22 protein-coding genes and 2 pseudogenes are annotated in these 25200 nt (G+C 62.9%); 11 read left to right on the top strand and 13 right to left on the bottom strand.

The features are described from left to right. Positions 1 to 236: 236 nt before the first annotated feature. Together NA3_RS33365 and NA3_RS38295 are read left to right on the top strand one after the other, a co-directional pair. Positions 237 to 1430 carry an IS110 family RNA-guided transposase gene (locus NA3_RS33365; protein WP_062968598.1) on the top strand — a complete coding sequence of 398 codons (1194 nt, stop codon included), beginning with the start codon at positions 237 to 239 and terminating at the stop codon, positions 1428 to 1430. 263 nt (positions 1431 to 1693) lie between these two features. Next, positions 1694 to 1954 (top strand): hypothetical protein, encoded by a 261-nt coding sequence (locus NA3_RS38295; protein ID WP_218021936.1) that lies wholly within the window; start codon positions 1694 to 1696, stop codon positions 1952 to 1954. A 730-nt stretch (positions 1955 to 2684) separates the two neighbouring features. Here NA3_RS38295 and NA3_RS33350 read toward each other — a convergent pair. Next, complete coding sequence (locus tag NA3_RS33350) at positions 2685 to 3191, bottom strand: Lrp/AsnC family transcriptional regulator (RefSeq protein WP_062968609.1); 507 nt, start codon at positions 3189 to 3191, stop codon at positions 2685 to 2687. A 152-nt stretch (positions 3192 to 3343) separates the two neighbouring features. Here NA3_RS33350 and NA3_RS33345 point away from each other — a divergent pair, with 152 nt between their 5' ends. Together NA3_RS33345 and NA3_RS33340 are read left to right on the top strand one after the other, a co-directional pair. Further along, positions 3344 to 6817, top strand: coding sequence for an indolepyruvate ferredoxin oxidoreductase family protein (locus NA3_RS33345; protein WP_062968594.1), 3474 nt, complete (start codon positions 3344 to 3346; stop codon positions 6815 to 6817). A 12-nt stretch (positions 6818 to 6829) separates the two neighbouring features. Beyond that, positions 6830 to 7930, top strand: a complete 1101-nt coding sequence (locus NA3_RS33340) for a Glu/Leu/Phe/Val family dehydrogenase (protein ID WP_062968592.1) — start codon at positions 6830 to 6832, stop codon at positions 7928 to 7930. A gap of 333 nt (positions 7931 to 8263) precedes the next feature. Here the strand turns inward: NA3_RS33340 and NA3_RS33335 are convergent, their stop codons facing one another. The 9 genes from NA3_RS33335 to NA3_RS33300 all read right to left on the bottom strand — a co-directional run bounded on the left by NA3_RS33335 (position 8264) and on the right by NA3_RS33300 (position 16772). Continuing rightward, a complete protein-coding gene (locus NA3_RS33335; protein ID WP_128145310.1) occupies positions 8264 to 9727 on the bottom strand; it encodes a PucR family transcriptional regulator in 1464 nt (487 codons plus the stop codon). Positions 9728 to 9846: 119 nt separating this feature from the next. Continuing rightward, positions 9847 to 10179 carry a hypothetical protein gene (locus NA3_RS37340; protein WP_157126621.1) on the bottom strand — a complete coding sequence of 111 codons (333 nt, stop codon included), beginning with the start codon at positions 10177 to 10179 and terminating at the stop codon, positions 9847 to 9849. Between the two features lie 40 nt (positions 10180 to 10219). Further along, a complete protein-coding gene (locus tag NA3_RS33330; protein WP_167355078.1) occupies positions 10220 to 10837 on the bottom strand; it encodes a hydantoinase/oxoprolinase N-terminal domain-containing protein in 618 nt (205 codons plus the stop codon). A 314-nt stretch (positions 10838 to 11151) separates the two neighbouring features. Beyond that, entirely contained in the window at positions 11152 to 12225 is a 1074-nt protein-coding gene (locus tag NA3_RS33325) for an S-methyl thiohydantoin desulfurase family protein (RefSeq protein ID WP_062968586.1), read from the bottom strand. A 31-nt stretch (positions 12226 to 12256) separates the two neighbouring features. Beyond that, the gene (locus NA3_RS33320; RefSeq protein WP_062968585.1) at positions 12257 to 13456 is read right to left on the bottom strand and encodes a M20 family metallopeptidase; all 1200 of its coding nucleotides are present in this window, start codon (positions 13454 to 13456) and stop codon (positions 12257 to 12259) included. Positions 13457 to 13476: 20 nt separating this feature from the next. Then, positions 13477 to 14385: a DUF1028 domain-containing protein gene (locus NA3_RS33315; protein WP_062968583.1), complete on the bottom strand. Its 909-nt coding sequence runs from the start codon at positions 14383 to 14385 to the stop codon at positions 13477 to 13479. After that, on the bottom strand, positions 14382 to 15221 hold the full coding sequence (locus tag NA3_RS33310) for an alpha/beta fold hydrolase (protein WP_218021935.1): 840 nt from the start codon (positions 15219 to 15221) through the stop codon (positions 14382 to 14384). The genes NA3_RS33315 and NA3_RS33310 overlap by 4 nt, the downstream gene beginning before the upstream one ends. Beyond that, positions 15218 to 15682 (bottom strand): YybH family protein, encoded by a 465-nt coding sequence (locus NA3_RS33305; RefSeq protein ID WP_062968579.1) that lies wholly within the window; start codon positions 15680 to 15682, stop codon positions 15218 to 15220. The genes NA3_RS33310 and NA3_RS33305 overlap by 4 nt, the downstream gene beginning before the upstream one ends. 94 nt (positions 15683 to 15776) lie before the next feature. Further along, positions 15777 to 16772: an LLM class flavin-dependent oxidoreductase gene (locus tag NA3_RS33300; protein WP_062968577.1), complete on the bottom strand. Its 996-nt coding sequence runs from the start codon at positions 16770 to 16772 to the stop codon at positions 15777 to 15779. A 690-nt stretch (positions 16773 to 17462) separates the two neighbouring features. Here NA3_RS33300 and fgd point away from each other — a divergent pair. Next, the gene (fgd, locus tag NA3_RS33295) at positions 17463 to 18479 is read left to right on the top strand and encodes a glucose-6-phosphate dehydrogenase (coenzyme-F420) (RefSeq protein WP_062968575.1); all 1017 of its coding nucleotides are present in this window, start codon (positions 17463 to 17465) and stop codon (positions 18477 to 18479) included. A gap of 299 nt (positions 18480 to 18778) precedes the next feature. On the opposite strand, the gene NA3_RS33290 is transcribed toward fgd, so the two are convergent. After that, complete coding sequence (locus tag NA3_RS33290) at positions 18779 to 19375, bottom strand: TetR/AcrR family transcriptional regulator (RefSeq protein ID WP_062968573.1); 597 nt, start codon at positions 19373 to 19375, stop codon at positions 18779 to 18781. 118 nt (positions 19376 to 19493) lie between these two features. Here NA3_RS33290 and NA3_RS33285 point away from each other — a divergent pair, with 118 nt between their 5' ends. The 5 genes and pseudogenes from NA3_RS33285 to NA3_RS39600 form a co-directional block, all read left to right on the top strand. Next, the gene (locus NA3_RS33285; protein WP_062968571.1) at positions 19494 to 20201 is read left to right on the top strand and encodes a hypothetical protein; all 708 of its coding nucleotides are present in this window, start codon (positions 19494 to 19496) and stop codon (positions 20199 to 20201) included. Positions 20202 to 20549: 348 nt separating this feature from the next. Beyond that, positions 20550 to 20936: a hypothetical protein gene (locus tag NA3_RS33280; RefSeq protein ID WP_084492082.1), complete on the top strand. Its 387-nt coding sequence runs from the start codon at positions 20550 to 20552 to the stop codon at positions 20934 to 20936. A 65-nt stretch (positions 20937 to 21001) separates the two neighbouring features. Further along, positions 21002 to 22573 (top strand): class I adenylate-forming enzyme family protein, encoded by a 1572-nt coding sequence (locus tag NA3_RS33275; protein WP_063917857.1) that lies wholly within the window; start codon positions 21002 to 21004, stop codon positions 22571 to 22573. An 832-nt stretch (positions 22574 to 23405) separates the two neighbouring features. Then, positions 23406 to 23909: pseudogene (locus NA3_RS37335) on the top strand (transketolase-like TK C-terminal-containing protein); the annotation flags it as partial. Positions 23910 to 24008: 99 nt separating this feature from the next. After that, a pseudogene (locus NA3_RS39600) lies at positions 24009 to 24065 on the top strand (Lsr2 family DNA-binding protein); the annotation flags it as partial. 58 nt (positions 24066 to 24123) lie between these two features. Here the strand turns inward: NA3_RS39600 and NA3_RS39595 are convergent. Both NA3_RS39595 and NA3_RS33265 read right to left on the bottom strand, forming a co-directional pair. Continuing rightward, the gene (locus tag NA3_RS39595) at positions 24124 to 24297 is read right to left on the bottom strand and encodes a DUF8730 family Cys-rich protein (protein ID WP_501193625.1); all 174 of its coding nucleotides are present in this window, start codon (positions 24295 to 24297) and stop codon (positions 24124 to 24126) included. Between the two features lie 24 nt (positions 24298 to 24321). Beyond that, positions 24322 to 24711 (bottom strand): carboxymuconolactone decarboxylase family protein, encoded by a 390-nt coding sequence (locus NA3_RS33265; protein WP_062968565.1) that lies wholly within the window; start codon positions 24709 to 24711, stop codon positions 24322 to 24324. Positions 24712 to 24874: 163 nt separating this feature from the next. Here NA3_RS33265 and NA3_RS33260 point away from each other — a divergent pair, with 163 nt between their 5' ends. Next, positions 24875 to 25135, top strand: coding sequence for a metal-sensitive transcriptional regulator (locus NA3_RS33260; protein ID WP_062968606.1), 261 nt, complete (start codon positions 24875 to 24877; stop codon positions 25133 to 25135). Positions 25136 to 25200: the final 65 nt, after the last annotated feature.

Here is a 25200-nt window from a genome sequence, read left to right as displayed (position 1 = left end):
GTTACCTTGTTCGTGGGCCCGGCACCGGGCCCACGGTCACCGGGCCCGGTATGACTTCTTCCCCCAGTCGAACGCATGATCCGGGGGGTGGTGTCGCCGGGCGCCGGTGGCGTCGACGGACCGCTGATGGGGACAGGGCCGCTACTCAGGTCTCTTCGTAACGTGGGTGCCGGGCGTCGGCGCTTCGATCGGTGATCGTTCCGCCAGCGGTTTCTCACCTGACGAGGAAACACGAAGTGACACAGGCATATGCCGTGTACTGCGGCATCGATGTCGGCAAGGGCGAACACCACGCCGTGGGCCTGGACCCGAACGGCAAACGCCTCTTCGACAAGGCCTTGCCCAACGACGAAGCCCGCCTGCGGGCGGTGTTCGACCAGCTCGCCACCCGAGGCCGGCTGCTGATCGTGGTCGATCAACCCAACACCATCGGCGCCCTGCCGGTCACCGTCGCCCGCGCCTGCGGTCACGACATCGCCTACCTGCCCGGATTGTCGATGCGCCGCATCGCCGACCTCTACCCGGGCCAGTCCAAGACCGACGCCCGCGACGCCCACATCATCGCCGACGCCGCCCGCACCATGCCCCACACCCTGCGCCGGGTCGACACCGGCGACGAAACCCTCACCGAGCTCGGTGTCCTCGTCGGATTCGACGACGACCTCGCAGGAGAAGCGACCCGCACCACCAACCGCATCCGCGGCCTGCTCACCAGCATCCACCCAGCACTCGAACGAGTCCTCGGACCCCGCGTCGCACACCCAGCCGTCCTGGAAATCCTGTCCCGATGCGGCGGCCCCGAAGGAATCCGAGCCGCTGGCCGACGGAAACTCACCACCATCGCGGCCAAACACGCGCCCCGCATGGGCGGCCGCCTGGTCGAGGAAATACTGGCTGCGTTGCCCGCGCAGACTGTCGTAGTTCCCGGCTCTCGCTCCGCCGAAAGCGTCCTGCCCAAGCTCGCCGACTCGCTGAAAACCGTTCTGCTGCAACGACAACAGGTCGCCGTCGATATCGAGGAAATGCTGGACGATCACCCTCTTGCCCAGGTCCTGACCTCGATGCCAGGCATCGGAGTCAGGACCGGCGCTCGCATCCTGCTCGAGGTCGGCGACGGCACCGCTTTCGCCTCGGCCGGCCACCTGGCCTCCTACGCCGGAATCGCCCCGATCACCCACCGATCGGGCAGCTCCATCCGCGGCGAATTCCCCTCCCGATCGGGCAACCACAAGCTCAAACGGGCGCTGTTCTTGTCGGCCTTCGCCGCTTTGCACGATCCCACCAGCCGCGCCTACTACGACCGGAAAAGAGCCGAGGGCAAGAAACACAACGCCGCCCTCATCTGCCTCGCCCGACGACGCTGCGATGTCCTCTACGCGATGCTGAAAACCAAGCAGCCCTACCGAACTCCCCGACCCGTCGCAGCTTGACGAAATCCATAGGGACACCCCCCGATGGTCTGCGGTCATGGACCCCGCAGGTCGGTCCTGGGTTCGCCGAGGAGTTGCGAGCTCGCACCGCAGAGCCCTGGACAAGCGGCCCGCTCGCGGAGAAGGCACAGCTGGCCCTTGCCGCGCACATCGGTCCGATCCAACGCTGGACCGATCGCTACCTGGCACTGGCGCAGAAAGCACTCTCCCGACGGGACTCATGGGTGCCGACACACGGCGAACCGCACAACGACAACCAGGTCGTGACCACTGACGGAGTGCGGCTGGTCGATTGGGAGTCGCTGGCTCTCGCACCACCCGAACGGGACTACGCCGACCTACCCGCCGTCGCACACGACCTGTTGCTCCCCGACCCCGAAATGGTAGACCTGTTCGCGCTGGACTGGCGGCTCTCCGAGATCGCCGAGTACGCACGCTGGTTCACCGCAACGCACACCGGCACCCAAGACGACCGCACTGCGTTGGAAGGGTTGTACGAAGAACTGGCCAACGATGCGGAATAAGCCCGCCACTTTCCGCCAAGCACAGACGCACCCCAATCCGAGAATCACCTCCCATCAGCCCTAGTGCGTCCACGGGTGGCCAGACCTCCTCCAGGGACCGAAATCCGATGCCCCGCTGGCGTCTCCTTCACGATGTCGGAACGATCAGTCTCGACAACATCCGGGGCCCCGCAGATTTGCTCCGAACTAGCCAAGGCGGCGAAACAGGCGGACTACCCTGGTCCGCGGTCGGTGCTCGACGATTTCCTGTCGGCCGACTTCGACAGCCGCTCCGCGTTCGGCATTCAGCGCTTGATTCGCTTGCCGGACAGCTGAATCGGCTGCCGACCGATCGCACGTGACCGCCTCAATAGCGGAAGGCGCCTGAGTTCTACATTTCCTTCAGCCGGCAGCGGCGCCAAGGGCCGTCGATTGGCGAAACCGGTTGCATTACGGTCGGATTCGCGCCGTCGCGGCGTAGTTCCGGCCGCCGGGGCGCCTGCGCCGTTGCGGCGCAGCAACGGCATTCACCGATGATCGCCCACTTGCACACAGCGTGTCAAAACCACGAACCCTCGCGTCCGGTCGATGGCGCCTCCCCTATCGATGACACCTTCGAGCTCGACCAATGCGCCATGACCACCAACCCGGCGAATTCACGCTCCGCCATCGAGATGCGCTGGTGACCAGCAGCATCAGTAACCGCTCTCGGTGCAACATCAGGGTTATGGATCCGCGAGCGAACCGAGCGTCAGCCTCTGGGCGCGGCGGTCGAACGCCCCCATCCGGTGTCCTTTGCCATATCGGCGAGGGGCGGCACGGCTCGGTGTGGAACCGGAGTCGTCAGGGTGAGAGCGGTATTCGAATGAACAACTCCCGCGAAACCCACAATCCGCTCGACCAACATCTGCAGGTCCGGTTGCGTTGCAGTAGCAACGCGCACCAGGAGATCCTCACGGCCCGTTATCACGTGCACCTCGAGGACCTGCGGGATTGCCACAAGTTGCTCGATGATCTTCTTGAGGCTGTCCTGCTCGGTCTCGAGCGCAATGAAGGCCTGGACCACCAAACCTGCTTTGGTGAGGTCGAATTCCGGACGGTAGCCGGAGATAAGGCCGGACTCCTCGAGGCGCCGTATCCGGGCTTGAACCGTGTTGCGGGAGATTCCCAGGGTAGTGGACAGCTCGACCACACCAGTCCGAGCATCTCGTTCGAGAAGCCGTAGCAGTTCGACGTCCAGTTGGTCGATGTTGAGCATTTGTGTCACCTCACGACAGGCCAGATACAAGGCGACTGACCGAATGGGTCAGTTGTCGACTCTTGTGTTGACCCGATCGTAACTCAGCAACAAGATTGCCTGAACAAATCAGCACTTCAGCCTGCAGGATCGACTTCGAACGGCGCAAACAGATGACTCCCCTGACAGTCTCCGAACAAGACTCCAGTTTCGATCTCGCCACCCGGTACCGGACCTCCTCCGGCCCGGTTCTCATGACCGGCGTTCAAGCCATCCCGCGACTTCTCGTAGAACAACACGAGCGCGATCAGCGTGCGGGGAGACGCGTCGCCACCTTCGTTTCCGGATACCAGGGCAGTCCGCTGGCAACCCTCGACAAGCTGATGGCAGGCATCCCCGAACTGGCAACAGCGCATGACGTCCGCCTTGTGCCCGGCGTGAACGAAGAGCTGGCAGCAACCTCCGTTTGGGGCAGCCAACTCGAACTGCCTCAGGGGCAACGCACCCACGACGGGATAGTGGGTGTTTGGTACGGCAAAGGCCCTGGCCTCGATCGCGCCAGTGATGCTCTGCGGCATGCCGCAATGTACGGGGCGCACCCTTCGGGCGGAACACTCGCTCTGGTCGGAGACGACCCCGCTGCGAAGTCCTCGACGGTTCCCGCCGCCAGCGAAAGGTCGCTAGCAGCACTGTCGATGCCGGTCTTCTTCCCGCGCAATGCCGAAGAGATTATCGCTTTCGGCCTCTATGGAGTTGCGTTGTCACGCGCCTCCGGATGCTGGTCGGCGCTGAAGCTCGTCGCCGATGTCGCTGATGGTTTGTGGACCTTGGATCGTGACTTCTCGAATTTCGACATCGCCGTCCCAGAAATCGAGTGGGACGGGAAGCCGTGGACGTACCGTCAGCGAGTCCTCGCCGCCCCGCCGGACAGCGTTGTGGCCGAAGCCGATTTGTACGGCCCGCGATGGGCGATGGTCGAGGCGTTCACTGCCGCCAACGACATCGACCGGATCGAGATCGATACGCCGGACGCGTGGTTGGGCATCGTCGCAGTAGGTACCGCCTACGACTCGGTTCGCCAAGCGCTGAACGAGCTCGGTCTCACCGACGATGATCTCCGCTCGGCCGGGATCCGGATCTTGCGTGTCGGGATGCCGTACCCCCTTGGCGCGGAGAAGGTCCGCGGGCTTGCCGCAGGTGTCGAGACGGTCCTGGTAGTCGAGGACAAGTCGGCGTTTGTCGAGTCACAGGTCAAAGAGGTGCTCTACGGCCGGATTTCGGCGCCACAGGTGTTCGGAAAGCGCGGCAGTGACGGCCGAACGCTCATTCCGCCGCACGGCGAGCTGACCGCAGCTCGGCTGCGGGCGCCGCTACGAAAGCTCCTTGCCGGCCGGGTGATGTTGTCACCTTCGCCCGTGCCGCCGCCCCAGCTGAAACTGCTCCCTACCAAACGCACCGCGTACTTCTGCTCCGGATGCCCACACAACCGGTCCACAACGGTTCCGGAAGGCTCCTTGGCGGGCGGCGGTATCGGCTGCCACACCCTGGTCACGATGTCGTCACGGACCGACTCCCAGGTCACCGGCTTAACCCAGATGGGCGGGGAAGGGGCTCAATGGATCGGACAGTCACCGTACACCGACGTCGATCACATCTTCCAGAACGTCGGCGATGGAACCTACTTCCACTCAGGGCAACTCGCCGTGCAAGCCTGCGTTGCGGCAGGTGTCAATATTACCTACAAGATCCTGTACAACTCCGCAGTTGCGATGACCGGCGCACAGGATGCCGAAGGCGCGCTTTCTGTTTCGGATCTGACACACAAACTCGCAGCCGAAGGCGTCACCAGGATCATCGTGTGCACCGACGAGCCATCTCGTCATACGAAGCGATCAATGCCGCCCGGCGTCTTGGTGTGGGACCGCGATCGCCTCGATGAAGCACAACGACGACTGCGTGATACGAAGGGTGTAACCGTCCTCATCTATGACCAGCCCTGCGCCGCCGAGGCGCGCCGCAAACGCAAGAGAGGGACTCTTCCCGCACGGCGCACCAGAGTGATCATCAACGAAGCAGTATGCGAAGGTTGCGGTGACTGCGGGGTCAAGTCCAACTGTCTCTCGGTCCAACCGATCGAGACCGAATTCGGTCGCAAAACGCGCATCGACCAAACCACGTGCAATACCGATTACACCTGCTTGGACGGCGATTGCCCCTCGTTCGTCACAGTTGAAATGCCCAGCGAGAAGCTCGCCACTCCTCGTAGGAAGGCCCCGATTCCACCACTGGTGGCCGACCCCGCACTGCCGGCAATCGCCAGCACTCACAACGTATTTCTCGCCGGCATCGGAGGCACCGGCATTGTCACAGTGAACCAGGTCCTGGGAATGGCAGCCCTGCGCGCTGGTTTCCACGTAGAGGGATTGGATCAAACAGGTCTTTCCCAGAAGGCCGGCCCGGTAACCTCACACCTGCGTATCAGCGATCAGCGCCGAGCGGGGTCCAATCGCATCAGTCCGTCATCTGCCGACTGCATACTCGCGTTCGACTTACTGACCGCGGCGGATACCAAGTACGCCGGCTTCGGTGACCCCGAGCACACGATCACAGTGGCGTCGACAAGCATCACCGCAACTGGCGACATGGTCTATGACGCTACGGTCTCGTATCCTGCTCAGAGCAATCTTCTCGCACGGGTCGGCTCCCACGCCAAAGACGTGATCTCATTCGACGCCCTGGCATCTGCCGAGGCTCTTTTCGGACACACCGCGGCCGCCAATTTCCTACTGGTCGGCGCTGCGTATCAGGCCGGCGTTCTCCCGATCCCCGCTGCATCGATCGAAGAGGCGATCGTGATCAACGGTGTCGCAGTCCACGACAACCAAGCAGCCTTCCGCTGGGGACGGGCCATCGTTGCCGATCCCTCCGCCTTCGAAGCGAACACTCTCAGCGGTGTTCGCGCCCCACGAAGCGACACCGTGGTGCCGACGCATCTGCTCGCCGACTCGCCGATCACTGGAGTGGTGCGAAATCTGCTCGACCGTCGAGCGGCTCAGCTGGTCGCGTACTCCGGAGACCGTGACGCCGCCCGATACATCCAGTTCATCGAGTCCGTATGGCTTCGGGAGCGGGCTGTGACCGAAGAGGTGGAACTGTCCAAAGCTGTGGCCACAAACCTTCACAAGCTAATGGCATACAAGGACGAGTACGAAGTTGCGCGCATGCTCACCGACCCCTCTTTTCTCGACACCGTCCATGCCGAGCTTCCGGGATCCACAAGACTTACCTATAAGCTACATCCCCCGGCGCTACGAGCATTGGGACGTAGCAAGAAGATCGGATTCGGTCCTCGAACCCACGTCGCGCTGAAGGTGTTGGCAAAAGGAAAATTCCTGCGTGGCACACCTTTCGATCCGTTCGGCTACGCACGCGTGCGCAAGATCGAGCGCCAATTGATTCGTCACTACCGAACCATGGTGGAAGAACTCGTCGACACGCTCACCACGGAGTCGTACTCCATGGCTGTCGCAGCAGCTCAGGCACCGGAGATTATCCGCGGATACGAAGAGATCAAGCTTCGAAACATTGATCACTACTGGGCCCGGCTCGACGAACTCGGCGTCGATACCACCGTACTCACCAAATAGGGAAGGACTGATATGACCACTGCCCCGACTCGAGCCGTACCCAAACCTGCACGGGTGGAGCATCACTCGGTGTTCTCACATCCCGATTTCATAGCAGATAGCCCGCACGAACAAGTCATCTTCTGCCGCGATGCTGCCAGCGGACTGCGCGCCATCATCGCGATCCATTCCACCGCTCTCGGTCCAGCGCTGGGCGGAACGCGCTTCTATCCCTACGCCTGCGAGGCAGACGCACTCGGTGATGTCCTGCGCTTGTCTCGCGGGATGACCTTCAAGGCGGCTGCCGCCGGCCTCCGTCTGGGCGGCGGTAAGGCTGTGATCATCGGCGATCCCGCCACGGACAAGTCCGCGGAGTTACTCAGGGCGTACGGCCGCTTCGTCGATGGGCTGGCCGGCAGATACATTACGGCCGGAGACGTCGGGACGACCGCCGACGACATGGATGTCATCGCCGAGACCACAGTGCATGTTGCGGCACGCACAAAAGAACGCGGGGGCTCGGGAGATACCGCACCGATGACGGCATTGGGGGTCTTCAGCGCGTTGAGCGCTGCGGCGGAACGTGTGTGGGATTCCGGTGATCTTGCGGGCCGAGTCGTCGGTGTCGAGGGCATAGGGAAGGTCGGCGCGCAACTCACCGAGCTCCTACTCGCCGCCGGCGCCGCCGTCGTGGTCGCCGATCCGAATCCAGCTGCGACAGAGGCTATCTGTCGCAGGTTCCCTTCCGTCGTCGCTGTCGACGATGTTCGTGCCGCGGCGGTCGACATTTATGCCCCTTGCGCGTTGGGAGGGACTGTCACACCGGAGTTCGCACGGCAGACGACCGCAAGGATCATCTGCGGCGCGGCGAACAACCAATTATCCAGCGCCACAGTCGAAGACACTCTCAGGACGAGATCCGTTTTGTGGGTCCCGGACTACATCGCCAACGCCGGCGGTCTCATCCAGGCATTCGGTGAACGACAAGGCTCAACGGACGAGCAGGTCAGAAACCAAGTGCGTGCCCTTCACGCCAGCACGCAGCGAGTGCTTGACATGTCTTTCGAACAACACGTAACCGCCGGTGCGGCCGCTCGGCGACTCGCTTTCGAGCGACTTTCTCACGCCCACTGAGCAACGGGTACAGACGCCCTTCGCCGGGCTGTTGCACGATCGGGTGGCAGTGGGTCTGCGGATTGGGCGTCGTCGGCAGCGGTCGGTGCGTTCGATCGAGGTGACTATCGGATCCGCAGCTGTTCACGGTGTCCGGACCCTACCTGTCCAACACGTTGCGTTGGAGCAGGCTGAAGAAGCTCTACGCGGCGTTGTCGCCAACCACGGGGGGCCATACCCCACGTAGTATCCGCTCCGGGATGACAGATCAATGGGCACCACCGTCCGCCTCGGCGTGAGTCCTCGGCGGCATGCACGTCTGCCGCAGCATGGTCGAGGCGTCACCCGTTTCTGTCATTCCGGAGCCAGAGATCGGATAGCAAGTTGCAGCAAGAGTCGATCATCGGGGTTGCTCAAATCAGCATCCAGCAGAGCTCGGATCCGCTCCAGGCGGAGCAGTACGGTATTGCGATGGACCCCCAACTGCTCGGCGGTGTTGGTAGCCGATGATTCATGATCGAGGTAGGAGCGCAAAGTACGGAGCAACTCGCGGTTCGAGTCCGACGCCAGGAGCCGACCGAGAATTTCGGTGGCGGACTCCCGAAGCGAACTGGTGCTGGACCACCCGGCCAGTAGTACTGCTGCGCTCGATGTAGAAGTGTGCTCGACCGGATACATACCGGCGCGTCCCTTCGCGACGAGAGCCGCTTTCCGGGCCGCTGATAAGGACCGCTTTATTCCGGCGGCACCGAATTCAGTGCTGCCAATCCCGGCACAAAGCCCCCATCGGTCCTTCGGATCGACAGCGGACATTAGTTTACGAACGGATTCGAGGTATTCCGAATCGCGGGCATCCGTAGGTCGCCCACCCTGCACCTCGGTCGTAGTCCAAAACACGTATCCATCCGATTGCTCGACCACGAAGGACCCGAACTCAGCTGCGACGAGACTTTCCAAGGACGCCGCCATCGCCCGGCCGGCTATTTCCGTGAGGTCAACCCGACCTGTTATGTAGGCGACAGTGTGCCAACCTCCGAGCCGCCACTGTAATGCGCTCGTCTTTTCGAGCGTGCTGGCTGAAACTTGCTCCGAATCAATCAATTCGGCCAACAACATCGAGCGGTGTCTACTCTCCCGCTCGATGCGTGTGGCCTGCGATGCGAGATGACCAGCATAAGACAGCGCAGCCACTCCTAGCGCGTGGAGGACTGGGCGGTGGAGCCGCGACGGCAGCGGATCCGTCACCGCGGCCAACCATAGGTTTGCCGGTGCTCGGCGGTCGGTCCGGATCGGCTGCAGCAGAACGAATTTCCCCCGCTCTGCGCTGAAAACGCCTGGCGCGGGCCGCATAACTGACATCTCGCGTCGTATATCGGCCGCATTTGCCAGACTATGACATTTCGAGTCACCGGCGACGAGATGGCCTTCACTGTCGACGAGAGCCACCGGAACTCGCAGAAGCTTCCTCAGATTGTCGATCATTTCATCGGCACTGGTGGGGAGCGTAAGAAATCGATCGACGGTCTCGCCCAGCATTTTGAGCGCGTGGATCTCCGGCGCCCGAACATATGGGTCGCATCGTGCGCTGACCCTGTCCAGGTCTACAGGCGCGGCTATGATCACCGGAATCGCCAACGTGTCGGCCAAGCGCTTCGTTGCAAGCGCCGGTTCTCGTGTCGATGCTTCGGTCACCAATCCGGCGGCGCCGGCGCTGCGGGCAAGTCTGATGGCGAGATCGGTCGACAAATCGTGCAGCTCGATTGCGCCGCTCACGAACACGACTAGCGAATCGGGTTCGATGCGCGCGAGATCGTGCACGTCTGTGCACGGAAGAACCCGAGCTACGTGCCGGGTCAAGCCTGACCGCCCCCCGATGACTCGGTGCCCGGGAATCACACCGAGCTCGAGAAGTTGCTCGACGGTAATCGCTGCGGTGTTCACAGAAGAGGACCTCTCGCCATGGCACTCAGGCGAACCATGCTGCTGGTGACATACGTGAGTGGTGTATCGGTAAGTCGCGCGATCTCGACCTTCGCGGGGTCAGCGCCTGCCCTTATCGCGGCGTCAACTGCCTCGGTCTTGGCTGTTCGGACTGCCTCGTCGTATGTTGAGTCGGAGAAGTTGAATACACGATCGACGAATCCTCCTGCCTCTGCCGATGCAGCGCCCACGGCTGCCGCCCATCCGCTCAGTTCGGAGTCGGTGACCGACGCCAGCTCGGTTCTTCCGGATTCGCCGCCCGACATGCGAACTGCGGGAACGTCACCCATCCATAGTCGATGCCTTTCCAGACACCGCATAACCTGTCCTTCACTCTGGCCGTTCAACGCTACTCGTCGTAGATCCGGGGACCACTGTCGGAATACCGAAGAACCTCGTCCCGGAAGGGGTTTGGTTGGGGATCCCGTCGGAAACCGTGTACACCCATACCGGATCACCGCGGGCGTCTATGGCGATCAGGTTGGCGCGGTCGGTTTCGTGCATGACACCGTTCAGCGCGCTGGCCAGCAGCGACCGATGCAACTTCAATGGGTGGGAGACCAACTCTGCTGTGGAGAGCAGCGTTCCGGTTCCTGTAACCCAGTGAAGTTCGGTATCGACACCACCCTGGTTGAGTTCCGCGGAAATCTCGTCAACGCTGCGCATGGTTGTTTGTGCGAGCGCCGCCTCGATGACTGCAGTATTTTCACGCTCGACCAGGCCGATACCGGACATCGTGCTGCCCAGAACGAGGTTCGTTCGTTGCCCTACAATCTCGGTGACGATCTGAGCTGCTCGTTGTTCGTGACCGGCTGCCGACTGAGAATTCGTGCCTACGACCGCCACTGCACGAATCTTGTTGCGACGGCATTCCTTCGCAAACCGAGCGATGGAATCCGTGTCCAGAGGACAGCGCGGGCTGCCGTCGAAGTGGTGTCCTCCCGCCACCGTCGCAACGTAGCCGGCTACGCGCCGTGCGAGGTGTCGAGGCCACCCCGACAGAGGTGCGATAGATGTACTCGAAGGTGACGCGATCCGCAAGATCCCGACCTTCTCTGCGGGTAGCTGAAGAGGGTCGACGTCATGTAGGCCCGCCACCATGACCCTGTCAACCCTGTCAACACCGATGCGATTGAGCGTCTCGGAGATGGCCTTCGACCCCGCGGCCTCGGAGTCGGCACGGGCGACAACTGCCCCGGCACCATCGGTTGCGATGGCGCTCACCGTATGCCCGAGAGCAATCCCTATCGTAAAGCCCGGGATCATCGGGAATTCTCCGAATACGCGATCCTCGGCAATCCGAATTCTGCTGGACCGATTATGTCTCTCGCACCTGGCGTCCGCCACCTGTCGTCGCCAGGGATGGACAAGACTGTGACTCGTTGCCCTCGAACAACATCCGGGGCTGGGATGATGGCATAGGTGTCGCTATCGACCAATGTGATGATATCCGGGACCATCGCGACAATGGCCCCGTCTACCGTGGCCGCTACGTATTCGCTGCCATGGTCGAGGCGGAGAATGCTGTGGGGAGCCGAGTCGCTCAGAGCAGTAACTACACCGCGCGGGACTCCGCCGGTGATGTCGTGACGATCTTCGATGACGACCCCTTCGAACACGGCAGACCCGCAACAGAAGCGAAGACACTCGTCGAATGCGGCGTGGTCGCCCCCCTGTAGTCGTTCAACCAATTCCCCGAGAGCGATGCACCGCGATATAGATCCGACGTCGCCGAAGCGCCGGCAGATATCCGCAGTCACCGTGTAGGCGCTGACCAGCGCAACCATTCCCATCTCAGCCAATGTCGCGCGGAGAAGCCGGGCGCCGGCCTGATCGGTGCCGGCCTGAATGATGCTGTACGCACCCGATGCATCGACCATGATCATCGGTGACATCGGGATACCGTTCAGCGCCAGAGAGGTCATCTGGAGCGAGGGAAAACAATGTTGCATGATGTCGGCATCGACACACGGCAGTTCGAGTTCAGCAGCGGCTGCGACAGGAAAGACGGAGTTGACCGGACCGATTTGTATCGGAAGCACGCCCCCACAGGGCGCTTTGCTCACCTCCTCCACCACGGCGCGCAATTGGTGAAGCTGCTCTGCGCTGGGAAGTGACTCCACGACCGCGCTGGGCGGTCCGCCGATGATGATAGGTAACAGGAGTGCATCCCTGGCGAGTTCGTCGGGACGAACAAGGATGACCGCCCCGTGTCGCGAGAGGGCGTTCTGAGCCATCAAAACCGGGTGATAGGGGGCACCGCCGCCTCCTGAGGCGAGAAACGATGCCCCGAGTGCCAGCCTCTCGACGTCATTCGCTCCGATACTCTTGCTCATCGCCGATTGCACTCCCTAGCACCCGTGGCAACTACTGCATCCTTGCGTCTATTTTCTCTTCCGTCGACAGACGGTTGCCGAATGTGGTGAAGATGGAGACGAAGGATTTGGCGACTGCGGCCAGGTCGTCGGTGGCGACCCATTCATCAGGGGTGTGGGCCTGATGAATCGAACCGGGACCATAGAGCACAGTCGGTATCCCGAGGCGATTGCGCAGGAACCGCGCATCGCTTCCGAGGTAGGAGCCCTGCACATCCGCGGACCCGTTCCGTCCCCGCGCAACGTGCCGCAGATACTGCACGAAGGGCGCGTCGCTGTCGAGTTCGGAGGCCTCGACGAACAAGATCGGTTCGATGCCATAGTCGATCGTGGGCTCGAGGGCGTCGAGTTTGGATGTGATGGAGTCCAGTGCTTGTTGCAGAGAGACTCCCGGCAGGATGCGGCGATCGACGCGAAGAACACACTCGCTGGCCACCACATTCGCCGACGTCCCACCAGAGATCGTCCCGACATTGCAGGAGGGTCGACCTAGAAGCGGATGGTCGGGGTCGTTGAAGTCGGCCGAATGCAGCGCCTCGACGACACGTGCCGCATCCCTGATCGCGGAATGCCCCAGGTCCGGGTCGCTTGCATGGGCGGCACGACCGTGAACAACGATGTCCGCCACGAACGACCCACGTTCGGCCACACCGATGTGCATCTCGGTTGGCTCGGGAATGATGCAGGCATCGGCCCTGACAAGCTCAGCGTCCACAAGCGCGTTCGTTCCGTGGGTGCCGCCTGTTTCCTCATCTGCGACGAGGTGAATGACGATATCGGAGTCGAGGCTTACACCCGCCTCCTTACAGACCGTGAGAGCCTCGATGACGGCCGCGATTCCTCCCTTCATATCGCATGCGCCGCGTCCGCGGACACGGTGCTTCTCGATGACTCCCCCGAACGGGTCGATCTGCCATTCACCCTTTTTCGCCGGTACAACATCGATGTGGCCGTTGATCATCAGGGTCGGTCGATCAGGTTTTCCTGTGCCGAGCCGGGCCACCACTGAGGGCCGGCCGGGCGTCGGCTCGTAGATCTCAACACTGCATCCGATTTCGACCAGCACGTCCGTCAGAATCGGGACTATGCTCTGTTCGCCACCGGGTGGGTTCGAAGTATCACACCGGATCAACCTCGCGGTGAGTTCGGCTACACGCTGCGGTGAAATTCGCGCGTGTAGTCCTTCGATCATTACAGGATCTATTGGCATGATCATAGATACTGCTCAACTTCGTGGATAATACCCGCCGCACCTACAGATTTCAGGAACGGGCGCAGGTAGTCGGCGGATGAGAACAGCTCGGTGAAGGCATCAGCCGCCTCACCGGTTCGCCCGGCTCTGGCCAGCAATACCGCACGCCAGAACGCGGCTTCGTTGTTGTCGTCGAGAACCTTCGCGGCAGCCTCCAGCCCCTCCAGGGAGCGCTCGAGTTCGAGCTCGGAGACGTCCTGGAAGGCTCCGATCATCACTCGCGGCGCGAACATCACCGATCCGACCGAATCGAAGGCACGCGCCCGCGGCAGAAGTCGCATCAGCTCTCCGATGGGGTCTTCGTGATCGTCTACTCGGATATCGACCAGCGATTCCCGCCACGGATGTACCGACCGCACTCCCGTGACCACCCGAATGAATGCGGATTGGCTTCCGCGGGCGTCGCCACCAGCGTTCTCACCTGCCGCTAGCGCGGCCAGGATCTTATCTGCCAGTTCACCTTCGGCGTTCTCGTATGCCGACAACATCGCATCGAGCACTGCCGGCGACGCCAGCATGTTTCCTTGAACCGCAACCCCATCACCGACACGGTGAGCCGCTGCCGGCACGCATCGGTCGCCGGTGTGCACGGAAACGGTCCCGTCGGCAGCAACAAGGGCCAACTGCCGGAATCCTGCCATCTCGTCGGATCCGATAAGGCTGCGGAGGATATCGGCACACGCCTCTCCGCGGCGCAGGCCCTCGAGCGCAAACGGCCCGAAGTCGGTGTTGACGAACGCTTGCGTCGCGACGGCGCCGACGCCGGGTTCCAGCCAGCCTGCGAGGCGTCCGACGCCGAGGAAGTGAGATTGCGCGCCCACTCCAAGGTGTCCTGTTTCACCATCGCGCGCAACAATCGAGTAGGTCATTGTGGCTCCGTCAACTCTGTCGCCGTCCCCCAGAAAGCGTTCAGTGCGCGGACAACCTGATCAGGCACCTCCAGCATCGGTAGGTGGCCGGCACCTTCGATCGTTTGGTGCGCGCCGCCTGTCGCTTCGGCGAATTCGACCGACATCTCCACCGGACATGTCGGATCGAGAGTTCCTGCCACAGCCAGAACGGGACAGCCGACTTGCGGCGCGCGATCTCGGATGTCGGCGCCGAACGCACTTCTGAGGATGTCGGATACGACGGGAACCGGACGAATTCCGATCGCGTCCAGCGCACGACGCAACACGGCGGGGCTTCGATACGCCGGCCCCAGCACTTCGGGAGTGATCTTGGCGAAATACGCGGCCGACCCCGCCACCTCGAGCTCGCGAACCATCTCCTCGATCACGACGCTCCCGAGGCCGGTGCCGAGTGTGCTGCCGAACGCCGCGATGCTCAGCACTCGCTCCGGTTCTTCTGTGGCGAGAGCCGCGCTGATCATGCCGCCCGCGGACCCTCCGACGAAGTGGGCTGATCGAACACCGTGTTCGTCCATCGCCGCCTGAACGTCCGCAACCCAGTCGTCGATGGAAAATGGGCCGGACAGCGTAGACGACCCGTGCCCACGGAGGTCGAGAGCCAAGGACGGCATTCGGATACCGCCGCGTACGCCATCCCACACACGTCCCGAGGTATTGATCGGGTGAACAAAAACCACCGCGCCGCGGGAAGGCAGGCTGTCGGAAGACGGATAGGTGAAGATGGCCCCCGCAGGGCCCTCGACACGCACGGTCGACGGCCCTGAAAAGGCGGCGCTACTGTCGACCGACATCATTCGTCTCCGTACTTGGGCGTGCTGTCCTCGGGAGCGGATGGGCTGCAGTGCATGTGCCAGATCGTCCAGCGCGGGTTGCCGGCGTTGTCGTCTTTCCGGTAGATCTCCGTGTATCGGAATGGCACTACGCTCGTGTCGCCGAGGGCACCAGTCGGCGACGGCAGCACGATCTGGGCGATCGCCTCGCCCGCAATCCAGGCGATGTCTCCGGCTACGTTGACGACAACAGGGCCGGATTCCTCGATCGATGTAATGTTGCTTCCGACACGCTTGAGTCCGGCCCAGAGCTTCGCTTTGTCATGCGCGCCGCGATAGGTCAGTCCGTTGAGGTTGTACTGAAGGTACGCGTCTCCTTCGGGGAACTGCCCGATCATCTTGTCGATCTGCAGCCCGATATTGGCGGCGAACCACTCCGCGTGAACGGCCTCGATCTCTTTTGTGTCGCTGATTGCAGTAGCCATTTATTTTCTCCTTTTTATCTGATGCTGTTGCAGTATCAATATGCGGATGTCAACAAACTGAACGATGCTGCAGAAACCTTCCCGCTGTTTGCGTTCAGTGGAGCATCTGCTCGAGGACGGATAGAGTCCTTCCGGCACTGCCGGCGGGCACAGGCGAGACGACGACAGAATCCGCTCCCGCAGCGAAGTACTGAGTCATCCTGGCGCGACAATCAGCCGGAGATCCGACCAGCGCAAAGGCATCGATCCACGACTCTGGCATCTCTGCGGCAACCACCTCCGCCCCGCCACGGGACAACATGTCGCCGATCTGGTCGTTCGCGCCGATCGCGCCGAAGAGTGCGCAGGGGCCGGTCGCTGCGATATAGAAGGCGAGGAGCTCACGCATTTCCTGCCGCAACGCAGGAACTTTGGAATCATCATCGGTCAAGTTCGCCAGCAACAGAACCGACACCCCGAGCCGCTTTTCGCGGCCCGCCGCTGCAGCCGCAGAATCCAGTTTGACCCTAGCGCTGGCCACGTACTCCACCGGCGATAGAGCGCTGACCAGAAGACCGTCGGCAAGTTCACCAGTGAGCGCAATTCCCTTATCACCGAGCACGCCCGTGTACAAGGGAACATGCGATTCCGCAGAATGGGCAAGCGAGACATCACGGAAGGTGAATGCCTTGCCCTCCACAGACACCGACTGTCCACCGAGGAGCGCGCGAATCGAGGTCAGCGACTCGCGGAGGGCAGCCATCGGCGAGCGTGGCGTCAAGCCCATCTGGCCGATCCACGCGGGGATGCCGTGGCCGATGCCGGGCATGATTCTATTCGGGAAGGCGCGTGCCAGCGTCGCGATCTCCATGGCAGTCACCGCCGGGTGACGCACGGTCGATGCAACCACGCCGATCCCGACGGGAATCCGCTCCGTCGCACCCAGCGCGATCGCCGCACCCGCGACACCGCCTATGAAGAAGTAATCTTCCGGTAGCCACAGTTCGTGGAACCCCATTCGTTCCGAGCTTCGCGCGATTTCCGCGATATCTTCGGGTGCAGTACCGCTGGCAATGAGCAGTCCGATTCGTTCGCCACCGGAAAGTGCCATAATGTGTCCTTAGGTCTGATGCATTGGCCGCGATCGACGCCGGCTTGTGTTCACCTCGAAATGGCAAGACGCGACCGCAGAAGGCTGCAGTGTCACCATCTCGACCGCTGCCCAGCAGCGAGGCATCCGCGTACAAATCAGTGGAGGCTGATTTGCGACTCATTGCGGGGCTAGACCCCGATACGCAGTAATTCCACGCACAGGCTCTCAATCGGTCTGTCTATATTCTGCGCCGGTGCCTATCTCGGCTTCGGTCTATGCAATGTATGTCATCGGTCACGCCTTTGGCACTGTGGCTTCTTCACATCTTTACCGGTGTCATGTGCATAGTGCCCAGACGGCGGATCTCGTGTCCTCGGCACGGCAAGATGCACATCGCAAGGACACCGTCTGCACGTCGAGACGTTTTGGCAGCGGCCGTCAGAGGAGGTAGGTTCCCTGTATCCGATCCACCCAGATCGGCGGAACTGGGCGTTTCGCCACATGTGTCCGCACGGTGAAGTAGGTCGACGTCTACTGACAAACCGACGTTCCCGAAAATTCTTCGTTTGCCGATCTTCCATATGAACAACTACGTCTGACAGCGATCGGCAGAATCGTCAGAATGGTGCCCGAAGGCACGGATCGTCCTGCACATCAGTTTCGGCGGTTCCATTGCAGATTTCAGATTTCAAAGGTGAAAGGCACAATATGCGTGCACAACTCAAGTTCGGATACAAAGCCTCTGCGGAACAGTTCGGTGCGCGTGAACTGGTAGAGCTCGCCGTCTACGCGGAGCACCGTGGTGCTGACTCTGCCGTGGTTAGTGACCACTTCCAGCCTTGGCGTCATCGAGATGGTCATGCTCCCTTTTCGCTCGCTTGGATGATTGCTGTGGGCGAGCGCACCGAACACATTCAACTCGGCACATCCGTGCTGACACCGACATTCCGATACAACCCCGCGGTTATCGCACAAGCCTTCGCCACGATGGGCTGTCTGTACCCCGGACGCATCATGCTGGGCGTCGGTAGCGGGGAAGCCCTCAACGAGATCGCCACAGGTTTTGGCGGTGATTGGCCAGAATTCAAGGAACGCTTCGCGAGGTTGCGCGAATCTGTCCGCCTGATGCGCGAACTTTGGCTCGGTCACCGGGTCGACTTCAACGGGGAGTACTACAGCGCCCACGGCGCGTCGATCTACGACGTACCAGATCAGGGCATCCCGATCTACATCGCTGCCGGCGGTCCACTCATGGCGAGATACGTAGGCCGAGAGGGCGATGGGTTCATTTGCACCTCAGGTAAAGGGATGGCTCTGTACACCGAAAAGCTATTGCCGGCCGTCGACGAAGGCGCAGCCGGAGTCGGACGCGACGCATCGAGTATCGACAGGATGATCGAAATAAAGATCAGCTACGATCCCGACCCGGCAGCGGCATTGGAAAACACTCGGTTCTGGGCGCCTTTGTCTCTTACTCCTGAGCAGAAACACAGTATCTCCGACCCTATAGAGATGGAAGCAGCTGCCGACGCGCTCCCGATCGACCAAGTCGCCCGGCGCTGGATCGTCACCTCCGACCCCGATGATGCCGTCGAGCAAGTCAAGGCCTACGTCGATGCGGGCTTCAACCATCTCGTATTCCACGCGCCTGGTCATGATCAACGGCGCTTCCTCGACCTGTTCGAGTCCGATCTCGCGCCGCGGCTGCGTCGGCTGAGCCAGTGACGGGCAGCGTAGCGAGCATGCGCGAACCTCGTCATCGGCGGTGCGGCGCGCGAGACAGTGCCCCGTCGAATGGCGGCGACGCAGCAGTTGCCGCTCGGCGCCGAGGTGCGGATTCGGCGGAGTTGCTCGCGGCTCCCACTTGTTACGACACACTTGTCTACTGCGGCCGGCCGCCCGACGCTCTCGTGAGGTCTTCGTCCCGCTCATACGAGAGGTGCGACCGCCTCACGAGGCCAAGATCCTTCGCAGTGGATGCCGAAGAGGACGTTCTCGTATCCACCGTGGAGCCGATACTCCTGTCAGGTGATCAGGGGGAGGTAAATCGTATCGACGATCTCCTGAATGTGTTCTAACGGCATCGGTTTCAAGTCCATCAGCACTTGGTGCCGCAGCAGGTCGTAGGGCAGCCGTTCGATGCGTGGAGTGAGTTTCGCGCCGTCGACCTCTCCGCGCGCAACAGCTCGCTGAGTAACCGACTCGATCAGCTCCCACCGTGCTTCCACCAGCGAGGCGCGCAGTTCACTCGGTGTTGTTTTCGTTTCCTCGAAGTAGGCGGCCAGTTGCGCCGTCATCGCTGCGGCGAATGCGGTGAAGGCGCCGTTGAGCTGTTCGAGCAGAGCGATGGTGTCCTCACGCAACGATCCTGTGGCGGGGTCGGTGAGAGGGAACTTCTCGCTCGCATGAACGATGGCGTCGCGGACCAGGAGGTCCTTGGCCGCCCAGTGCCGATTGACGACCGGCCGGCTGGTGCCCGCCCGTTCGGCGACCGCAGCGAAGGTCAGCGCCGCATATCCGCGCTCCATCAACTCATCCCAGGCGGCGTCCAAGAGCGCAACCCGTAGTTCTGTACCGCGCCGTCGTCGGCGAGGCCCAACGTGCGCTCTTGCAAGATGCATGGTTGCATCTTATGTTGGTATCCGGGCTCGCGCCAGACGCTCACCGCCTGTACATCCGCGCGGTCTTCCGCCGCGCCCGAAAAATGGCCGCGCCTCTCCTGACGAAGGGAAACAACCCGTGAACGCCGATACCGATGTAGAGCAGCCGTCCCCGGTGACGCTCGATGTCCACACGATGGGTCGAACTTTCAATGAGGCCGAGGTCGATCGCTGGGAGCTCGACGCCGCCCGCCGCGCCCTCCGAAACTTGAAGAGCGTGGCCGCCGGCCAGGCGATGATGAACCTCCTCGCCGAGCAGATCGACGCCGGCGACAGGTACCACAAGCAGCTCATAGCATCCTCGGGCGGCACCTACCGGCAGTCGCGCACCGCATTCACCATCCACGGACTCAGCGGCACCGGCTTGGCCGACTGGTTCAAGGCGCAGGCCGGCACAGGCCGCTTCCAGGACAAAGCGCTGCTTCTCAACGCCCACCCCGAGCACTACGTCGAGCCCCCCGCGTACACGGGCGGCATGGTGGAGACGATCGGCGGCCACCTCACCCGATTCAAGGTCTCGGTGGCCGACGAACTCCCCACGGCGGTCAGCGCGTACCTCGACGCGTCCTACCCGATAACACTGATGAACGCCCTACTCTGCCTCGACGACGAAACACCCTTCGCATACTGCCTCCACCAAGCGCGCGACACCGACACCGGCGCCGATGTCGTGGTCCGAGTCATTTACCCCTCTGCCGCCCCGGACTCGATGATCGAGGGGCACTGCCAACACCTGGCAATCGAATTCCGCAGCTGGATCCGCAACGCATCAGCGACAACCCGCTGACAGACAGGCCGGAGCCCTGCACTCACACCGATTCGACGCCGACACCCGAGACCGCCGCTGACACCGGCAACGGAGTCGGGTGGATGCGCTGGGTGACCCCGCTCGGGTGGTTCGAGGAACTCGCACCACCCGCCGCACCCAGGCTGCCCACACTCGCCCTGTCACTGGGGGTGCTCACGCTCGTGCGACGAGCTCGCTGCGTCGGCTGCGTGTGTCACGGTAGAACCGAGGCATAGCCGTGATGAAGTGGCCAAGGTCATCGACTGTGGCGACGTCGGGCGCTGTTCTGTCCTGCACGGTTCCTGTGAACCTGAACGCAACACGGTGTCGAATGTTCGGAGGCCTACGGTGACGCGGGGACGACTGCGGGTGTACTTGGGTGCCGCGCCGGGGGGCGGCAAGACCTACGCGATGCTCTCGGAGGCCCACCGCCAAGCCGATCGAGGCGTCGACCGCGTCATCGGCGTAGTGGAATCGCACGGGCGGCGCCCCATCCTGCGGCTCGCCGAGGGTTTGGCGACGGTCCCGCAACGGACGGTTCCCTATCACAACGGCGCGCTGCGCGAGATGGACCTGGACGCGGTGCCGGCCCGCAATCTGCAGGTGGTGCCGGTCGATGAACTGGCTCTCTCCGGACCACCCGGGCCGCGAGCGTTTTCCACCCAACAAAACAAGCAAGCATGCTTGCTTTGTTGGGTGGACTGGCTTATGGTGACGCAGGATTGCTGGATGTGACTGCCGTCACGGCGCCTGCGTCTCTGGTGGTCGTGCGACGCTGCCCCGAATGATCGGAATGCTTGATGGACAACGGAATTGGTAACGGGTCGACGATTCCCGCGACGCTCGCTGCTCGGGTTGCGGCAGCGCCCGGGTCGACGTTCGTCCACTTCGGTGGTGAGGCAATCAGTTATGCCGAGATCGATGAGAGGTCGGACCGTCTCGCCACTGGTTGGTTGCGCCTGGGTCTGGGCCACGGTGACCGCATCGCGATCGCCGCGACGAACTCGCCCGACTGGATCGTCGCCTACCTCGCTGCGGTGAAGATCGGGGCGGTGCTGGTCACCCTCAACGTCGTCTACCGTGAACGCGAGTTCACCTACATGCTCACCCAATCCGGGGCGCGTGCCCTGGTCTGCGACGCGGAGTCGAACGGGTTCGAGTTCGGGCCCTTTCTCGACCAGCTCCGCCCCGACATCCCGACGGTCGAGCACCTGTTCTTCCTCGGCGGTGACCAGGCTCCGGGCCGGCAACAGTGGGCGGACCTCACAGCCACCGAGCCCGAACCCCTGCTCCTTTCCCGCGCCGCCGAGGCTGTCCGGCCCACGGATCCGGCGGTGATCCTCTACACCTCAGGAACGACCGGCACACCCAAGGGTGCCACGATCACTCATGCCAGCCTGCTCGCTTCGGCTGCCGCGCAAGTGGAGCGGTTCGAGCAGTCGGCTGCTGATGTGATTCTCGGCGTCATGCCGTTCAACCACGTCGGGGGGCTGACCTGCACCCTGGGCTCGACCCTTGTCACCGGGGGCGCGATCGCGCTGCTGCCGCGGTTCCATCCGGACCTCGTGGTCGCGACGATGGCCGACGTCAGCGTGACGATGTTCGTCGGCGTTCCGACCATGTACAAGATGATCCTCGGCGCGGACTCCGCTAGGGGAGCGGACATGTCGAGTGTGCGCTTGTGCGTGGTCGGCGGGTCGAACCTGGAACCGGCCCTCGCCGAGCAGGTCGCGGCGAGATTCGACGGCGTCCGGATCGCAAACCTCTACGGCATGTCCGAGACGTCGGGCGCCTGCGTCATCTCGCCGCTGGGCGATTCTCTGGAGACGGTCGCCCACACCATCGGGACTCTGACCGGCGACTTCGAGGGCCGCATCGTCGACGACCGAAATACTCCACTCGCCCCGGGCCAAGCCGGTGAACTGCAGGTCCGTGGCGGTTGTGTGGCGTCGGGCTACTGGCGGCTGCCCGTCGAATCGGCCGCGGCATTCCTCGCCGACGGCTGGCTCGCGACCGGCGATATCGCATCGATGTCCGCCGACGGGCACATCCAGCTGCTCGGTCGCCGCAAAGAGATGTACGTGCGCGGCGGATACAACGTCTACCCGGCGGAGGTCGAGAACGTCCTCTCCGAAGACCCGACGGTGGCGATGTCCGCGGTGATCGGGGTGCCGGATGAAACCTTCGGCGAGACAGGGTACGCATTCGTAGTGCCCGCGCCCGGTGCTGCGGTCGACCCCGACATGCTGCTCGAGCGGTGTCGGCGCACCCTGGCCAAGTACAAGGTGCCCGACCAGGTCGAGGTGGTCGACAGTCTGCCGATGACGCCGGCAGGCAAGATCCGCAAGGTCGCACTGAAGCCGCGGACCTGACCGGACCGGCTGAAAGGCGATGTCAGGCAAGGATGAGGCCGGTTCCTCCCATCACGTCCATCGCTTCGAGCGACCACTCGCCGGTCGGGGCCGCGATCGGTGCCGCGATCGGCTTCTCCTTCTGTGAACTGCGGAGTCCTGAGTAGTCGTGTAGGTGTGTATGGCCGCGTCGAGTTCATCGAAACCACCCCGCGCGGCCACCACTACGCGAGAAAGGACACCCACCACCCCGGCACGAGGGGTATGCGGCCTTCTGTGTTTGGACGCTGGCGGCGCTAGCGTCCAGCCCTGGCGACTGGGCCGCTACGCCTGGGCCGACGCCATCGTCGTCACCGCCCTGATGACCTGAGGCTCGCCCCCATCCCAGACCTCGTCACCGAACTCAACACCCGCGACGACGGACTCACCCGCACCACCACACCGTGGGTGCGGAAGTCGTTGTCTCCGACGGACAATGTGCGTCGGTCGGGGATGTTATCTACACCCGACGCGACAACCCGCGCATCCGTCTCGGCGACAGCCATTGGTGCACAACGGCTACCGATGGACCATCACCGCCATCCACCCCGACGGCAGCCTCACCGCCGTACACCTACGCACCGGCCGAGAACCGGCGCCACCACCGTGCTGCCCGCCGGCTACGTCGATGAACACGTGCGCCTCGCCTACGCGAGGTCTTGGCCCCCAAGTTATTCGCGACGGTCAGTAGTACCGCGCTGTCCTCGATCGCTTCGAGGCTATGGCGAGCGGGGGGTACGACCAGCGGGTCGCCTTGCCGGCCTTCCCACGACGCCTCGGCACTGCGTAGCCGCACCCGCCACGCAACACCAGCAGCGTCGCGCCTGTCGACCAGACCGCAGCCGAAGTCCCCGCCGACGCAGCCGCCAGAGAACGTCGCCAACGCCAGGTCGTCGCTGGTGCATATATGTTGCGCCGGGCCGAACGACCGGTCGTGACGCTCGTCGGCACGGGCGCGATAGATGACCGAAACTCTTTGTGCAGCCGACCGTCTCGCTGAGCAGGGGATTGCCGCCGATGTCGTTTGCTTGACCTCGCCCGGTCTGCTGTTCGAGGCGTTGCGGGCACGTCGCGGGCTCGGTGCCGGTGCGTCGTGGATTCTCGAACAGGTGTTTCCGGCCCATCGGGCCGCACCCATGGTCACAGTCCTCGATGGTCATCCGCACACGCTCGCATTCCTGGCCGGTATCAACAATGTGCCGGCGTCCATGCTCGGGGTCACCGGATCGGTCACGTCGGATCCCCAGACGATGTCTACCGATATCACGGCATCGATACCGACAGCATCGTCAGGGCCGCACTAGACCTCACTCAGTAGCCGCATTCACCGAGCGAAGAGCAAGCATCATATCCGCAAACCCGACCGGCCCGATCACGATCACCGTGACAGCCGGCAAGAAAATTCGCGAACGGCAACAACGGCCACGAGGTCTCCCGCCGTGGCCGCATCCACAAAGACATCATCGCCGCATACAACAACAAAGCCAGTTGGCGCTCTGTCCGAAACCGTCGGACTGCTGACCGGGGCCGCTTCAGCGGTCTCCCCACTTGCGAAACAGCCGACGTGACGAACCGGCCTGGGCGGATGTCGGATGGCCGGCGCACCATTGGTCGGCCGGAACGGCGGACTTGACCTGAGCGACGTGCCGACCACAACCGGACCACGTCGTCTTGCCGCACACCCTGCAGCGAACGGGACTACACATGCCGAGGACCTTTTCCGTTCGTGATCACGCCGGGCCGTCGCCGGCATCGACGGCATCGGCGAACTCGCAGAACGCTTCGTAGGCGCGAGCACCGTAGATCGTTGCCGGGCCGCCGTGCATGAGGAAGGTAACGCCGATGGCCTCCGCGGCCTCCTGACGCGTGGCCCCGGCGCGCGCTGCCGCTTGCCCGTGCGAGGCGATGCAACCGTCACAGCCCTCGACCACGCCGATGGCGAGCGCGATCAGTTCCTTCGTCTTGCGATCGATGGCTCCCGGCGCGAACGCGGCCTTGCTGAGTTCGCCGAAACCCTTGTACACCTCGGGGATCGCGTGACGTAACGCGCGATGCTGCGGCGAGAGCTCTTGGAGCACGGCGGCGCCGTGGCGGGAAGGGGTCTCACTGAGTACGGACATCCGGCATTCCTTTCATCAGCTGTGGTCCGTCGCCGGTGGTGCGGGAAGAACCACGTACGGGCTATCCCCCCGGGGGGATATTAGACAACCATAGCATCCCCCCGGGGGGATATGATTCATGGGTGCGGTCCGCGACGGGCCGGACGAGACGCTGGAGGAACAGATGCAATTCGAACCGGACGAGGTGAAGGCCGTGATCACTCGCATGAAGCGCGCACACGGCCACCTGGCGACCGTCATCCGCATGATGGAAGAAGGTGCGGAGTGCGAGGATGTGCTCACCCAGCTCGCTGCGGTCAACAAAGCGCTGAGCCGCAGCGGTTACGCCTTGGTGGCGACCGGTCTCCAGCACTGCCTGACCAACGGCAGCCCGGACGGCGCCGACATGAAGAAGATGGAGAAGCTGTTCCTCTCGCTGGCGTGACGTCACGGCACCTCCCAGGCGAATCCATTGCGAGCGCGTCGAATTCGGTCCTCACCGGCACGACG

It is taken from the genome of Nocardia africana NBRC 100379, from assembly GCF_001612635.1.
Lineage (GTDB): Bacteria > Actinomycetota > Actinomycetes > Mycobacteriales > Mycobacteriaceae > Nocardia > Nocardia africana.
The sequence above is the reverse complement of the archived record's forward strand: the minus strand, read 5'-3'. Positions and strand labels throughout refer to the sequence as shown.